Annotated in this window: 13 protein-coding genes; 11 read left to right on the top strand and 2 right to left on the bottom strand. The window is 70.9% G+C overall.

The window, feature by feature from the left end; genetic code table 11:
* The first annotated feature begins 165 nt into the window (after positions 1-165).
* From ACWDSJ_RS15540 to ACWDSJ_RS15575, 8 genes are all read left to right on the top strand, one after another.
* Complete coding sequence (locus ACWDSJ_RS15540; RefSeq protein ID WP_450032514.1) at positions 166-297, top strand: hypothetical protein; 132 nt, start codon at positions 166-168, stop codon at positions 295-297.
* Complete coding sequence (locus ACWDSJ_RS15545) at positions 294-1784, top strand: SCO6880 family protein (RefSeq protein WP_387356846.1); 1491 nt, start codon at positions 294-296, stop codon at positions 1782-1784. The genes ACWDSJ_RS15540 and ACWDSJ_RS15545 overlap by 4 nt, the downstream gene beginning before the upstream one ends.
* A 6-nt stretch (positions 1785-1790) precedes the next feature.
* Positions 1791-5138, top strand: coding sequence for a hypothetical protein (locus tag ACWDSJ_RS15550; RefSeq protein ID WP_450032516.1), 3348 nt, complete (start codon positions 1791-1793; stop codon positions 5136-5138).
* A gap of 28 nt (positions 5139-5166) precedes the next feature.
* Positions 5167-5475: a transposase gene (locus ACWDSJ_RS15555; RefSeq protein WP_387356850.1), complete on the top strand. Its 309-nt coding sequence runs from the start codon at positions 5167-5169 to the stop codon at positions 5473-5475.
* A 124-nt stretch (positions 5476-5599) separates the two neighbouring features.
* Positions 5600-7312: a peptidoglycan DD-metalloendopeptidase family protein gene (locus ACWDSJ_RS15560; protein WP_450032518.1), complete on the top strand. Its 1713-nt coding sequence runs from the start codon at positions 5600-5602 to the stop codon at positions 7310-7312.
* A gap of 95 nt (positions 7313-7407) precedes the next feature.
* Entirely contained in the window at positions 7408-7950 is a 543-nt protein-coding gene (locus ACWDSJ_RS15565) for a hypothetical protein (RefSeq protein ID WP_450032520.1), read from the top strand.
* A 37-nt stretch (positions 7951-7987) separates the two neighbouring features.
* A complete protein-coding gene (locus ACWDSJ_RS15570) occupies positions 7988-9811 on the top strand; it encodes a type IV secretory system conjugative DNA transfer family protein (protein WP_450032522.1) in 1824 nt (607 codons plus the stop codon).
* The gene (locus tag ACWDSJ_RS15575; protein ID WP_450032524.1) at positions 9808-10212 is read left to right on the top strand and encodes a DUF4913 domain-containing protein; all 405 of its coding nucleotides are present in this window, start codon (positions 9808-9810) and stop codon (positions 10210-10212) included. Before ACWDSJ_RS15570 ends, ACWDSJ_RS15575 begins: the two co-directional genes overlap by 4 nt.
* A gap of 33 nt (positions 10213-10245) precedes the next feature.
* Here the strand turns inward: ACWDSJ_RS15575 and ACWDSJ_RS15580 are convergent, their stop codons facing one another.
* Both ACWDSJ_RS15580 and ACWDSJ_RS15585 read right to left on the bottom strand, forming a co-directional pair.
* Positions 10246-10806, bottom strand: a complete 561-nt coding sequence (locus ACWDSJ_RS15580) for a hypothetical protein (protein WP_450032526.1) — start codon at positions 10804-10806, stop codon at positions 10246-10248.
* A 331-nt stretch (positions 10807-11137) separates the two neighbouring features.
* Positions 11138-12010 (bottom strand): peptidylprolyl isomerase, encoded by an 873-nt coding sequence (locus tag ACWDSJ_RS15585; RefSeq protein ID WP_450032528.1) that lies wholly within the window; start codon positions 12008-12010, stop codon positions 11138-11140.
* A 230-nt stretch (positions 12011-12240) separates the two neighbouring features.
* Here ACWDSJ_RS15585 and hisS point away from each other — a divergent pair, with 230 nt between their 5' ends.
* From hisS to ACWDSJ_RS15600, 3 genes are all read left to right on the top strand, one after another.
* Complete coding sequence (gene hisS / locus ACWDSJ_RS15590; RefSeq protein ID WP_450032530.1) at positions 12241-13518, top strand: histidine--tRNA ligase; 1278 nt, start codon at positions 12241-12243, stop codon at positions 13516-13518.
* Positions 13519-13553: 35 nt separating this feature from the next.
* Positions 13554-14210 carry a hypothetical protein gene (locus ACWDSJ_RS15595; RefSeq protein ID WP_387356868.1) on the top strand — a complete coding sequence of 219 codons (657 nt, stop codon included), beginning with the start codon at positions 13554-13556 and terminating at the stop codon, positions 14208-14210.
* Positions 14211-14355: 145 nt separating this feature from the next.
* Complete coding sequence (locus ACWDSJ_RS15600) at positions 14356-15360, top strand: malate dehydrogenase (protein ID WP_450032532.1); 1005 nt, start codon at positions 14356-14358, stop codon at positions 15358-15360.
* Position 15361 lies beyond the last annotated feature (1 nt).

Raw genomic sequence — 15361 nt, forward strand, 5'->3', positions numbered from 1 at the left:
CGGCGCTGGCCACCCCCCGGCGGCGCACCGGGTCTGCGGGGCCCGGGCGGGCGGCCGGTGCCGCCGCGCGGTCCGGACGGACAGCCCGCGGGCGGCGGCGCGGCGGCCGCGCGTCCTGCGGCGCCGCCCGGTTCGGGGCCAGTACCATCCGGCCCGGCACGAATCATGAATCGCATCACCACCGCTCGTGCGGCCGGTGCGCCCCTGGGCCGGGCCGACGACGCCATGGGCGACGTCGCCGGCGACCGCTGGGCCAACCGCGCACCCGACCTCGGTAGGAGCACGATTCCGCGATGACGACGAGCGAGAGCTACGAGCGCCGGTCCTACGGACTGTGGCAGAAACCCCGCAGCGCAGGCCTTTTCGGTCTGCGCTGGGGGGAGACCGTGCTCGGCTTCATCGTGGTCATCTCGGCTCTGCTCACGGCGCTGGTGGCCGGTCCGAAGGCCATGTTCTTCGTCGCGGGCGTCGGCGTGGTCGTGATGGTTCCCCTGGTGTGGCGCACGGGCGGCCGCTCCGGTTACGAGACGGGATTGATGATGTTCCACTGGTTGCGCGGCCGGAACAAGGGTGAGCACGTCTACCGGGGCGGCCGGTTCTCGCGCATCCCCGGCGGGGTGGCGCGGCTGCCCGGCCTGATGGCCCCCTCCAAGCTGTACGAGGGCATCGACGCGGGCGGTTACAGCTTCGGCATGATCCATCTGCCGCAGTTCGCGCAGTACACGGTCGTGCTGCGGGCCTGGCCGCAGGGGCACGAGGCGGTCGACCAGCCGGTGATCGATCGGTGGGTGTCGGCGTGGGGGACGTTCCTGGCCTCGCTCGGCCAGACCTCCGACATCATTGCGGTCGTCCCGGTCATCGACACCGTGCCCGAGACCGGAAACCGTTTGCTCACAGAGGTTTCCACGATCACCCACCCGCAGTCCCCGGACCTGGCCCAGCAGGTGATGTACGAGCTGGCCACCGAACTGCCGCAGGAGCGGGTGCAGCTGCTGCCGCGGGTGGCGATCACGTTCAAGGCCACCACCGCCGAGCGCCGCAAGAATCCGGCCGAGGAGGCGGTGGAGATCGGGCGGCGACTGCCCGGCATCTGCGCGGCGCTGGCCGAGGCGGGCGTGCGCGCGCAGCCCATGTCGGCCGACGAGGTCATCTCCTTCATCCGGCGCAGCTACGATCCGGCCGCGCAGGCCGATCTCGAGGTCGCGGCCAGCGAACCGGGCGGGCACGGGCTGGATTGGGCCGACGCCGGGCCGATCTCGCACGAGGAGCGCTGGGACCACTTCATCCACGACGGCGGCCGCTCGGTCACCTGGGAGATGGAGACCGCCCCCGAGGGCGCGGTGGACGAGCGGGTGCTGCAACGGCTGCTCGCGCCGAATCCGGAGGTGCCGCGCAAGCGCATCGCCATCGTGTACCGTCCGCACTCGGCCGCCGACGCCGCCGAGATCGTCGACGACGACTACAAGAACGCGCTGGTCGCCCAGCAGAGCGAGCGCGGTGTGGTGTCGGCCGCGGCGACCCTGCGCGTGGGCGCCACCCAGCAGGCCCGCGAGGAGCAGGCCCGCGGTCACGGCGTCACCCGGTTCGGGGCGCTGGTGACCATCACCGAACCCCTGCGCGGCGATCTGCCGCGCATCGAGGCCATCACGCGCGACCTGTCCACGCAGGCGCGCTTGAAGATCCGGCGGTGTTACCGCTACCAGGCGGCGGCCTTCGCGGCGTCGTTGGGATGCGGGGTGATCCTGCCGGAGCACGCGTCCATTCCCAAAGCCTTGGCGGGGTGAGCGAATATGGCAGGTGATCAGGAACCGCCGATCCGGTACCGCGGCGAACCACCGCGCTACCGGGAACGGGTGGTCGACCCGGAGAATCCGGCGCCGGTGGGCCGCGGGGCGCGCCGCGGCCACGACGACGGCTGGGACATCGAGGCGTACACGCCCGGTGACCCACGGTCCGCCCTCCCTGCCGACTGGGACGACGCGCCCGTGCGTCCCACCCGCCGCGACCTCGGCGCGCCCGGCGACGACCGCGAATCCCCGCCCGCGCGACGGGGTTCGGCGCGCTCCGCCCCGCCCGACGATCCCGGCGACACCCCGCCGTCGCGCCGCGGCTCCGCGCGTTCGGCGCATCCGGAACCCGAGGTGACCCTCGAGGTTCCGGACGAGATGGACCTCGACGGCCTGCTCGACCTGCCCGACGCGAGCGGCCCCAGCAGCGCCGAGGCACTGGTGTGGCGTCCCGGCACCGGGAAACGCGAAGCGCCGCAAGAGTTTTCGACCGACTCCAGGATCGCGGAACCGCCCCCGGACCGACCCGAGGACGAGAAGAACCTGCCGCCGGGACTGCGCGGCGCCGTCCTGCCCCGGCAGACCGGCGTCGAACCCGGTGTCCCGGAGGAGTGGAAGGCCGTCCCGAGTCGGCGAGTGCCCGGCCGCACCGGCGCCACCGCCGACACCGGCAAGGACCGCCCGCGCCGTGGCGCGCGGGCGGAGGGGGATGAGACGACGGCCGGTCCCGGAACGGGGCTTCGGGGCCACTCCGGCGCGCCGAATCCGGCGCGCCCGGAACGGGATCCGGCCGACGGTGACCGGGCGGCAGCGGATGACGGGGTTGCCGCTGCCCCCAGGTCCGCCGACCTCCTCGACATCGACACCTTGGCGGGCCCGGTCACCCACGACCCGACCCTCGGCCTCCCCGACGGCCGAAACGCGGCCCGCGCCAACGGGATTCATATCGACGCCCCCGGTGCCGACGCCTCCGTGACCGGCCATCGGGGGGCGTACGACCCCCATCTGGGTCATGAAAACAGCGGTGCCGCAAGCCATTCGGGCGGCATATCCGACACGTTCGGCTCCGATCCGCGGGGCGGCGGAGCGGACGCGGAGGCCAGAGGGTCCGACGGGCGGCGCGGCGGAGTCGACGCTGGGGTTCGAGCGGACGGCCCGCGCGGTGGAGTGGACGCCGGGACCCGAGGGTCCGACGGGCGGCGGGGCGGGTTCGGGTCCGATCACGGGCGGGGTGCGGGACGGCCCGGTGGGCGTGGGGACGGCTCGGGTGGGGTGGCCGCAACCGAAGGATTCGCGGGTGATTCGCGGCGTGGCGTCGCCGATGGGGCGGCGCGCGGGACCGATCGGCGGCGCGGGAGTGGGCGTGCGGAGGAGCGGTCCGGGAACGGGGCGGGGCGTGGGCGTTCGGGGCAGGGCGAGGCCGCGCGGCGGCGTGGCGGGCAGGAGCGGGGGGCCATGCGGGACGACGGACGGGCGGCGGTGCGCCGCCGGGAGGGCGAGCAGCCTACCGAGCGGATTCGGGCCCGGGGGGACGGGGATCGGGTGCGCGGCAATGGGTCTCGGGGTGGAACGCGGCGGTCCGGGGCGGATCGGGGTGCGTACGCGCGGTCCGATCGGGGGCGGGGCTCGGGGCAGCGGGGCAGGCCGGTCAAGCCGAAGCGGCAGGGGCCGCCGTTGCTCGACGACGCGACCCGGGCGCGGTACGAGGCCATCGCGCGGGAACGGGCGGGGCTGCGGGCGGCGTGGGCCGCGTTCCGGCTCCGGACCGACGATCTGCGGCGGGTCAACGCCGCCGCGCGGATCGAGGCCGTCGTCGAGGACGGATTCGACCGGGAGACGGCGCCGTTGACCGATCGCGGCTACGCCGGGGCGGGCGGCGGCCGGATGAGCGTGGTCGGGCGGCCGGTCGAATACCGCGCCACCACCGCGCAGGTCGCGGGGCTGTGGCCCTGGTCGGTGGGCGCGGGCGCGCCGCTGATCGGCACACCGCTCGGCTCGCACCTGCACACCGGCGCGCCGGTCTGCTTCGATCCGATGAACTGGTTCATGCGCGGCAGCTTCATCACCGCGCCGAGCCTGTTCGTGTTGGGGCTCAACGGTTTCGGTAAATCCTCGCTGGTGCGCCGGATCGTGCTCGGCGGTGTCGCGCAGGGCATCACGCCGCTGATCCTGGCCGACGTCAAACCCGACTACCGCAAACTGGTGGAGCTGGTCGGCGGTCAGGTCATCGACCTGGGCTACGGGCACGGCAAGCTGAATCCGCTCGCCGCCGGTGTGCTCGGCTCGATCGTGCCGATGCTGAACGACCTGCCCGCCTTGCAGATCCAGGTGACCCAGGAGATGCGGGCCCGGCAGGTCACGCTCATCGCCGGTCTGGTGGAGCTGGTGCGTGGGGCGCGGGTGCGCGACTACGAGGAGACGCTGATCTCCACCGCGCTGCGCATCCTCTACCGCGAGGGCAGCGGCTACACCCCCGACAACCCGCCCATCATGGAGAACCTGCTCGAGGTGATCGTCGGCGGCGGCGAGGAACTCATGCTCGACGCCGGGGCCGACAACCCCGAGGAGTACCACGAGGCCACCAAGGGCCTGCGGCGCTCGCTGCGCGCGCTGACCCAGGGCCCGTTCGGCGCGATCTTCAACGGCCAGACCACCGCCCCGATCGACACCTCCGCGGTGGCGGTCTGCATCGATGTCTCGCACATTCCCAACGGCGACAAGAAACTCAAGGCCGCCGTCATGCTCGCCTGCTGGGCCGACGGTTTCGCCTCGGTCGAGGCCGCGCACGTGGTCGCCGACGCCGAACTCGGGCCGCAGCGCTACTTCCAGGTCGTCATGGACGAGCTGTGGCAGGTGCTGGGACTGGGCGACTTCATGATCGACCGCGTCGACGAGCTGACCCGCCTGAACCGCACGATTGCCACCGCGTTGATCATGATCAGCCACACCATCAAGGACCTCCAGGCCCTCGGCTCGGAGGCCGCCATCGCCAAGGCGCTCGGCTTCCTCGAACGCGCCCGCGCCAAGATCTTCGGCGCGCTGCCGCCCGAGGAGATCAAGCGGCTCGACTCCACGGTGCCGTTCACCGCCGCCGAGGAGGAGATGGTGACGAGTTGGTCGGCGCCGCAAGCGCTCACGGGTGAGGCGCTCAAACCCGGCCAGATCCGCCCGCCCGCTCCCGGCACCGGCAAATTCCTGCTCAAGATCGGTGAGGACCGGCGTCCGGGCATCCCGTTCCACATGGAGTTCACCATGTCGGAGAAGGCCAGCGGAATCCACGAAACCAACCAGCGCTTCAGCGAATTCACGGAATCCACCGCGCGCCGCGGTGACGAGGGGAGTGCCGCGTGAGATCGGAAATGTCCGGGAGGTTGGCACGATGATGCCGCACAGGTCCTATCGCAGGGTGTCGCCGGAGGTGCGGCAGGCGGCCGTCGAGCAGGTGCTGGCCCTCACCGGCAGGCTGCGCAGCGAGTCGGAGGCCTGCCGCGTCGTCGCCGAACAGATAGGCGTGCACACCAATTCGGTCCGCAACTGGGTCCGCGCCGCGGAGGGCCCCAGCCTCGAACGCATGGACGCCATCGCCCTCCGCCGCAAAGTGGCCCTCCTCCAACAACAACTAGCCGCCGCCGCCGAAATGAACCGCACCCTCGTCGAAACCCTCAACGACACCAAACGCACCCCATGACCACCCCCCACCGCCCGGCACCCCCAGCCGCACCCCTTATTCGGATCCGCACCCCCTTCAGACCCCCATACGGTGTGCGGATCCGAATAAAGGGTGCGGCTGGGGTGCGTGCTCTGGGGGTGCGGTGAATCCCAAGCGGTGGGTGTGGGTGGGGCTGGGGAGTGTGATCGGGTTGATCGCGCTCGTGGTGGTCGTGGTGTTGCCCGCGTCGGAGGATCCGTGTGCGGATCAGCCGAGTGTGCCGGGGAGTACGTGGGCGATGGGGGCGTCGGGGGTCGCGACGAGTGGGGCCAGTGGAACGGGGGTGCCTTCGCAAGAGGCGGGGGCGCCCTCGCAGGGGGCCGCGGTGATCACGGGGACGGCGACGGGAGCGCCGGATCGGCCTGTGGCGCAGGGTGGTTCGACGGTGACGGGGACGCCCTCGCTGGCGGGTGGGCTGGCTCCGATCCGGCGGACGTGGCCGTTGCCGGGGGGATCTTTCACGGTGTCGGATCCGTTCGGGGCGCGCGGGGGGACGCATCTGGGGGTGGATCTGGCCGCCGCCGACGGGACGCCGATCTTCTCCGTCGCCGACGGGATGGTCGTCGCGGCGGGGCCCGCGTCCGGATTCGGGAACTGGATCGTGGTGGATTCCATCGACGTCAACGGGCGGCCGTTCTCGGCGGTGTACGGGCACGAATGGGACAGTGGGGTGCTCGTGCGCGTCGGGCAGCCGGTGCGTGCCGGGCAGCAGATCGGCCGGGTCGGGTCGGCGGGCGAATCCTCCGGTCCCCATCTGCATTTCGAGATCGTGCCCGGCGGGCGGTTCGCAGGCGGCCATCAGATCGATCCGCTGCCCTGGCTCGACGGCGCGCCGACCCCGAGCGGCGGTGGGGCGTGGCCGTTCTCGGTCAACCCGCAGTGCCAGCGCGGATTCGGCACCGCGGGCGGGGCGCTCGCCGATGGGAAGGTGCCCGCCGAACTCGAGATCTGGTATCGCCGCGCGGGGTCCCTGTGCCCGGAGATCACCCCGTCCCTGCTGGCCGCGCAGGGACGGCAGGAATCCGGTTTCCGGCGCGGCCTCACGTCTCCGGCTGGGGCGCAAGGGCTTTCGCAGTTCCTGCCCAGTACCGCCCGCGCCGCCGACCCCGACGACGGCAAACCGTATCTGCTCGACGCGGACGGCAACGGCACCGCCAGTCTGTGGGACGACGGCGACGCCATCATCGCCCAGGGCCGCTACATGTGCTCGATCGCCCATCAGGTCGAACGCTGGATCGGCGAGGGCCGGGTGCACGGCGACGTGGTCCCGCTCGCCCTGGCCGCCTACAACGCCGGAGAGGGTGCGGTGCTCGCCTCGGGCGGCATGCCCAATCAGGTCGCCGCGCACTTCTCCGAGACCCAGCCCTACGTCGCCAACATCCTCGCCATGGAACCCCAGTACCGCGCCGCGGGCGCGACGGGCCGCTTCCAGCCCGACGGCCAACCCCCCGGCGCGCAGATCGTCGAGGCCGCCCGGCAGTGGATCGGCACCCCGTACGTCTGGGGCGGCGGCGGACCGCAGGGCCCGTCCGGCGGCGGACTCGACGGCCCCGGTCTCACCGCGGCCTCGGTCTTCGCCGCCTCCTCGGGCCGAATCTCGTTGCCGCGCACGGCCGAACAGCAGTGGGAGGCGGGATCCGAGGTGCCGCTGCGCAAGGCCCAGCCCGGCGATCTGGTCTTCTCCCGATTCGGCCCGCGCGGGCCCGCCGAGGTCGGCGTCTACACCGGCAACGGCACGATGATCCGTGCCGCCGACGCGTCCGGTGTCCGCGAGGCCCCCATTCCCGGCGACAGTCGAGTGCGGAGGGTGCTGTGAGTTCACCGGAAGTCGGACACGCCGGGGTCACGGACAGCCGGGTCGCCCCCGCCCGGCGCTCGCGGGGTTTAGCCTGGACAGCAGGGCCGAAATCGATGACGAGACACGGTAACCTGGTGGTGATGCTGGTGGTGGGCATCGCGGTACTGGTGGCCGGTTGCGGTGGCGATTCGGGTTCGTCGGCCGAACGGTCGCCGACCTCGACCCCGCGGCAGCTGGAGGCGGTCCCCGCGCCCGATCCGACCACGCCCGACGGCGTGGCGGTCGCCGCGCTGCGGGAGATCTACACCTGGTACCCGGCGCGCGAGGCGCAGGGTGCCTCGTTGTCGCGGGCGCGGAAATGGCTGGGCCCCAGCCTGATCCGCACCCTGGACACCCCGCCCAGCGGCGTCGACACCCCGAAGCCGTCGCTGCAATGGGCGGACTGGGGCAAGGCCGGTGCGAAGATCGACGCGTTCACCTTCGCCTCCGGGGAGAAGGCGCCACCCAGCGGCGATCCGGACCACGAGCAGTACAAGATCGGGATCGAGCAGACCGTCGTCTACCCCGACGGCCGGCGCGAGTCGTTGACGCCGACGACGGTCATCGCCACCGTCGCGCGCACCGCCGACGGCTGGCGGCTCGACGGATACCGGTGAGCCACAACAACGTATACGGTCACCTCAGGAGGCGGAGATGGCGAAGAAGTTGAAGGACCCGGCCGAGCCCGGTCCCGACGTCACCCTGTACATGATCTACATCGGTTTCGCGGTGATCGGAACCCTGTGGCTCGCCTTGCAACTCGGCAACCAGATGGCGGTGACCAAACAGGACGTCCCGATCAACCCGATCGCCATCGTCGCCGGCTTCGCCCGCGGCAAACTCCACTGGCCCACGGCGTCATCGGTGATCGTGCTGCTGGTGTTGGGGGCGGTGGTCGCGTATGTGGTGGTGCGGCGGGAGCTGAAGAAGAGCAAGGGGAAGGGGAAGCTCGCGGTCGACGACAAGGCCCAGTACATGGGTAATGGGGGAGCGATCGCGGCGTTGACCGCCGCGGGGGCGAAGGAGAAGGCGACGCAGCTCGGAGTCGAACTCGGCTACGACGATCCACCCGGCGTGCCGATCGGGATGTCGGTCGCGGACGGGGTCATGCTCTACGGGTCCTACGAGGATCTGCATCTCGACATCTGGGGGCCCCGGCAGGGCAAGTCGACCTCGCGCGTGATTCCGGCCATCCTCAGCGCGATCGGTCCGGTGCTGGCCACCTCCAACAAACGCGATGTGGTCGACGCGACGCGAGATGTGCGGGAGGCCAAGGGGTCTCGGACCTTCGTCTTCGATCCGCAGCAGGTCGCGGGGGAGGAGCCGACCTGGTACTGGGATCCGCTGGCCTGGGTCGACGCCCAGCACGAGGGCTGTGAGATGCGCGCCGCGCGGCTCGCGGGTCACTTCGCCGACAGCGATTCCGGCAGCGACGCCAAATCCGACTCGTTCTTCGATCCGGAGGCCGAGGATCTGTTGGCCGGATTGTTCCTCGCGGCCGCGATCGGACAGCGTCCCATCGTGCAGGTGTGGGAATGGGTCACCAATCCGCAGGACGGCGAGCCCATCGAGCTGCTGCGTTCCGCCCGCCACCACTACACCGCCTCGGGCCTGTCCGCGCAGTACAACACCGACGAACGCACGCGCAGTGGCATTTTCGGCACCGCGAAGAAGATGGTGCGTTGTCTGAAACTGTCCAACGTGCACCCGTGGGTCACTCCCACGGGCGATCGTCGGCCGTTCGACGAACTGGAGTTCATCGAGAACAACGGCACCCTCTACTGCCTCTCGCTCGAGGGCCGCGGCTCGGCCGCGCCTCTGGTGAGCGCGTTGACCGAGGCCGTCATCGATGTCGCCATGCGCAAGGCGTCGCGCTCGCGCGGCGGCCGGTTGCCGATCCCGCTGCTGGCCGTGCTGGACGAGGCGGCGAACGTGGTGCGCTGGAAGGATCTGCCCAAGCAGTACAGCCATTTCGGCTCGCGCGGCATCGTCGTCATGACCGTATTGCAGTCCTGGGCGCAGGGCGCGCGATGCTGGGGCGAGGACGGGATGGAGGCGCTGTGGTCGGCGGCCAACATCAAGGTGCTCGGCAGCGGGGTGGACGATACGAAGTTCCTCCAGGAACGGTCGGAGGCGATCGGCGACTACGACACGATCTCGCAATCGGTGTCGGAATCCAAAGGCGGCAAGAGTTATTCGCGGTCGCTGGGTTCGTCGAAGACGTTCAGCGTCAACGCTCTGGCCACCCTGCCGCGCGGGCGCGCGATCCTGTTCACCTCCGGCGCTCCCGCCGTCCTCGTACGGACCGTCCCGTGGTGGGAGAGCGAGTACGCTGACGCGGTACGTCATTCGATCGAACAGCACGATCCGCAAACCGGACGGCGCACGACGATCAGCGATCTCATCGAGGAGCGCGCGTTGAACGACGCGGGCCAGCCGCAGACATACGGACAGCCCGAGGAGGTTCGGCCGCTGTGAACGAACAGCAACAGGACATGATCTACTCCACGGTGGTCGAATTCGTGGAGAACTATCTGAGCCTGGTCTACCGGCGTCAGGTCACCGATCTCAGCGACACGGTGTGGTGCCCCGAATGGTGGAAGCACGCCGAGGCCGCGATGCGGCTCGAGGCGTTGTGGCGGGCCTGGGAGTATCTGCGGCAGGACCCGAAGACGGGGATGAGCGTGTGGTTCCTCGATCACGCCGATCCGCACATGGCGCGGCTGTTCGACCCGAAGGGGCCGTTCAAGTATTGCAGTGTTCGCAACGGGCACAAGGACATGCTCAGCCCGTTGCCGTTGAAGTCCCCGCAGCAGGGTCTGTTCGGTGACCCCACCGTCGACCCGGTGACCGGAGACTTCCGCGAGTTCCCGTCCTGACGAGACCGGAGCGGAAAGGCTTGCGCGGCAACGTCAGCCGCGCGTGCGTTCCAATCCGCGGGCCTGCGCCTGCCGGGCGCGCGTCACGTGCGGCGGCTCCTCCGGGCGACCTCGGACCGCCGCCTGCGGCGGCTGGGCCTGGCTGACCTCCATCAGCATTCGTACTGCCGCCAGATCGGGCGCGATGCCGATCCGGGCCAGATGCGCCGCCAAGGCGGTGCGCCGTTCGACGGAGTCGTAGCGGTTCATCTCCTTGGCGGCCTTATCCTTCGCCGCCGCCTGCGCGGCCATTCGCGTCGCGCTGGCCTGCGCGGCGAAGCGGTCCTTCTCGAGGGAGACGCCCTTGTCCAACGGCGGCCGCTCCAGCATCCGGGCCAACTCGAAATTGCGTGGGTCCTTGGCCTTGGCCTCGCGGGCCTCGCGCAGCGCGAGTTCCCGGGCCTCCTTGCGCCGCGCGTCGGTGATCTTGACGCGGGCCTCGGCTTCCTTCTGGCCGCGTTCCCGGGTGCGCAGCGCGACCAGCGTCGCAAGCTGCAACATTTGCTTCATCAAAGCCGCTGTCTCGCGGCCGATGTCGTCGAGTTCCTCGGCCATTGCCTGCTCCCCGATGTTGCAGAGTCACTATGGATGGTGGTGGTGCTGCGGTCTCGCCAACGCGGATGCCGGCGGCGCCGACGGGGCGTAGTCCTACCCGGTGGGGTGGTCGGTACGTCTCATCGGCACTCCGTTCTTCGAGGTTACCAGCGACAACGGTGCGACAAACCTGCTCGCGAGTGCATGCACAGCATATAACGCACTGTTGCGACATATACCCCTATGCGCCGGTATGTTCCCGCACCTCAGGATGCCCCCGGAAACGGGGGCGGTGCCAGCGTTCCGCGATGCCATTTCGCCGCCCCGCCATGGCATTCCGCCGCCCTTGGACTCAACCCAGCTTGACGGATTGGAAGGTGACGGGTTGGTTCGGCTTGCCGCCGCCGGGTCGGGGGTTCAGCGAACCGTCGTCGCCGCTCGCGGCGATCTTGTCCAGCGTCCGCAACCCGGCCTCGTCGATCGTGCCGAAGATCGTGTACAACGGCGGCAGCTGGGAGTCGCCGAACAACAGGAAGAATTGGCTGCCGTTGGTGCCGGGCCCCGCGTTGGCCATCGCGACCACGCCGCGTTTGTACAGCACCGGGGGCACATCCTCGTTCGGATCCATCGGCGGGTATTGGTCGGTCGGGTACTCGTTGTCGAAGACGTAGCCGGGTCCGCCCTTGCCGGTGCCCGTCGGGTCGCCGCACTGGAGCATCTTCAGGCCCTGCGTGCTGAGCCGGTGGCAGGGCGCGCCGTCGTAGTAGTGCTGGCTCACCAGACTCGCGAAACTGTTGACGGTGCACGGGGATTCGGCGCGGTCGAGGGTGATGCCGATCGGGCCCTGCTCGGTCGTGATGGTGACCGCCTCCTGGCCCTTGGCGACGATGTTGTCGCCGTTGGGCTTGGCCACCGGCTTGGCCGCGTCGCCGCCGCCGTCGCGGTAGGCGCAGCCGACGGTCTCCGGCTTGGGCTGCGGGGAGGGCGGCGGCGCGGCCTGCGGCGTGCTCGCGAGCGAGGAGTCCGGGGTCGCCGCGTTGTCGGACTTGTCGTCGCCACGGGTCAGGTAGTAGATGCCCACACCGGCGGCGATCGCCACGACGACACCCAGGACCGAGCCCGCGATGGTGAGCTGCCTGCGCTTGCGGGCCCGCTCGGCCTGCCGGGCCAATCGCCGCTCGAGCTTGCGTTTCGCCGCCTGCCGCCGCTGTTCGTTACTCGGCACTCCCAGATCCTCCCGTGATGGTCCGCTGTCGGCATAAGAGTGTGCCATCACTTCCTGAGACCGCGACTCAGGTCACGATTCCGCACCGTACAATCCGCGCGACCTCCAAATGGGTCGAGCCGGGGACAGGGATTCGCGACACCGGCCCAGGCGAATCGGACCATGGGACGCGTACGCCCGGCCGCAACCGGTTGGACGCGCCCCCGACGCGTTTGAAAGACTGGTCGATCGTGACCAAGGCCAGCAGCTTCACCGCCCCGAAGGGGATCCCGGATTACGTGCCGCCCGGCTCGGCGGAGTTCGTCGCCGTGCGCGACGCGCTCGTGCGCTCGGCGCGACTGGCCGGGTACGGGCACGTCGAGCTGCCGATCTTCGAGGACACCGGCCTGTTCGCCCGCGGCGTGGGCGAATCCACCGACGTGGTCAGCAAGGAGATGTACACCTTCGCCGACCGCGGCGATCGCAGCGTGACGCTGCGGCCCGAGGGCACGGCCGGGGTGATGCGCGCGGTCATCGAGCACGGGCTCGACCGCGGGCAGTTGCCGGTCAAGGTGTACTACTCGGGTCCGTTCTTCCGCTACGAGCGGCCGCAGGCCGGGCGCTACCGGCAGTTGCAGCAGGTCGGCGTGGAGGCCATCGGCGTGGACGATCCGGCCCTCGACGCCGAGGTGATCGCGATCGCCGACGCGGGCTTCCGCTCCCTCGGCCTGGACGGCTTCCGGCTCGAGCTCACCTCCCTCGGTGACGACACCTGCCGCCCGCGCTATCGGGAACTGTTGCAGGAGTTCCTGTTCGCGCTGCCGCTGGACGAGGAGACCCGCCGCCGCGCCGAGATCAATCCGCTGCGCGTGCTCGACGACAAGCGGCCCGAGGTGCGAGCGCTGACCGCCGACGCGCCGCTCATGCTCGATCACCTGTCCGAGACGGCCAAGACCCACTTCGAGCAGGTGCTCGGCCACCTCGACGCACTGGGCGTGCCGTACGTCATCAACCCGCGCATGGTCCGCGGCCTGGACTACTACACCAAGACGACCTTCGAATTCGTGCACGACGGCCTCGGCGCGCAGTCCGGGATCGGCGGCGGCGGCCGCTACGACGGGCTGATGGCCCAGCTGGGCGGGCAGCCGCTGTCGGGCATCGGCTTCGGGCTCGGCGTGGACCGCACGATCCTGGCCTTGCAGGCCGAGGGCAAGTCCGCCGCCGAACCGGCCCGCGTCGACGTGTTCGGCGTCCCGCTCGGCGACGCCGCCAAGGCACGGCTGGTGGTGCTGGCCGCCGAGCTGCGCGCGGCGGGCGTGCGGGTCGATCTGGCCTACGGCGGGCGTGGGGTGAAGGGCGCGATGAAGGCCGCCGACCGCTCGGGCGCGAAATACGCTCTGGTGCTGGGTGATCGGGACCTCGCCGAGGGCGAGATCGGGCTGAAGGATCTGGCCAGCGGCGATCAACGGCAGCTGCCGCTGGATTCGGCGGTCTCGGCGGTCTCGGCCGCGCTGGCGGGGGATCGGTAGTACGGTCACGACGGGGGCCCGACGGATGTGGACGCGTGACTGAACCCTCGAATTCCGGTGCGGCGCAACCGGTCGGCCTGGACCTGATCGCGCCGGAGACGTTCGCCCCCATGCTGCGCCGGTTGACGCTGGCGGCGGTGGGGGTCGGCGTCGTGGCGGCGCTGCTGCTCGCGTTGCTGGTGAGCTGGCCGGTCGCGGTGCTGGCCGGGCTGGCGCTGGGCGCGCCGACCGCGCTGTACGCGGTGGCGGTGCAGCGGCGGCGAATGTGGTTGACCGGCACCGAACTTCGCGCCCGCAGGCTGTTCGGCTCGCGGCGGCTGGACGTCGCGGCGGCGACGGGCGTGGAGGTGCTGGTGTATCCGGCGCGGCTGAGCCGCATCGTGCTGCGGGTGACCGCCGGACGGGACAGCCAGCTTGTGCCGCTGGCGATGTACACCGACTCCGGCAGCGGCCGGGAACTGCACATCCTGGGCCTGCGCACGCTCGCCGACGCGCTCGCGCGCAGCGAACTGGCCGCGGCGCTGGCGGTGTCGGGCGTGCTGGTGAACCAGCTGCGGGCGGAGGCGCGCGACGCGGCCCTGGAGGAGCGGCCGTTGTACCGGGCGGTGCAGCTGGTGCGCGCGCAGGACATCGTGCAGCCGGTGGTGCTCGGCGACCGCGATATCGCGCGGCTGGACCATCCGTTGCCCTGAAAGCGCTTGCGCGGCAACAATTTTGCCCGTTTCGTCGGCTCTGTCGCGGTCCGGGTGTCTGGTTGCTCACGTCGGGGGCTCGGCGGGCGTGAGCGTGGCTAGGGTTGGGTCAGGCACGAAGATCACGAGGACACGAGGAGTCGATGTGAGCACTGCCCCCACCCCCGCGACGGTCACCGTCACCGGCGCGGCCGGTCAGATCGCCTACGGGCTGCTGTTCCGCATCGCCTCCGGGGCCATGCTCGGCGCGGACACCCCGGTGCGGCTGCGGCTGCTGGAGATTCCGGCCGCGGTCGGGGCGCTCGAGGGCGTGGCCATGGAACTCGAGGACGGGGCGTTCCCGCTGCTCGAGTCCATCGATATCAGCGACGACCCGTGGGTCGGCTTCGCGGACACGAATATCGCGCTGCTGGTCGGGGCGCGGCCGCGCACCGCGGGCATGGAGCGGGCCGATCTGCTCGCCGCGAACGGCCCGATCTTCACCGATCAGGGCGCGGCCATCAACGCCAGCGCCGCCGCCGACGTCAAGGTTCTGGTGGTGGGCAACCCCGCCAACACCAACGCCTACATCGCGATGAGCAACGCCCCCGACGTCCCGGCCGAGCGGTTCACCGCGCTCACCCGGCTCGACCACAATCGCGCGATCGCGCAGGTGGCGAAGAAGTCCGGCGCGCCCGCCGTCGACATCGCGCGAATCGCGGTGTGGGGCAACCATTCCGCGACCCAGTACCCGGATCTCTCGCACGCCACCATCGCCGGTCGTCCCGCGCTCGCGGTGATCGACGACCCGGAGTGGGTGCGCGCGGACTTCATCCCGACCGTGCAGCAGCGCGGCACCGCCATCATCGCCGCGCGCGGCGCCTCCTCGGCCGCCAGCGCGGCGAGCGCGGCCATCGACCACATCCACGACTGGGTGCGCGCCACGCCCGCCGGGGACTGGGTGTCGATGGCCGTGCCCTCCGACGGGTCCTACGGGGTGCCCGAGGGGCTGATCAGCTCGTTCCCGGTCACCTGCCGCGAGGGCGAGTACCACATCGTGCCCGGCCTGGACATCGACGAATTCTCCCGGGAGCGGATCGATCTCAGCGTCGCCGAGTTGGCGGCCGAGCGCGACGCGGTGATCGATCTCGGCTTCGCCAAGCGCCGCTGAC

The sequence above is a fragment of the Nocardia sp. NPDC003482 genome (assembly GCF_053588115.1).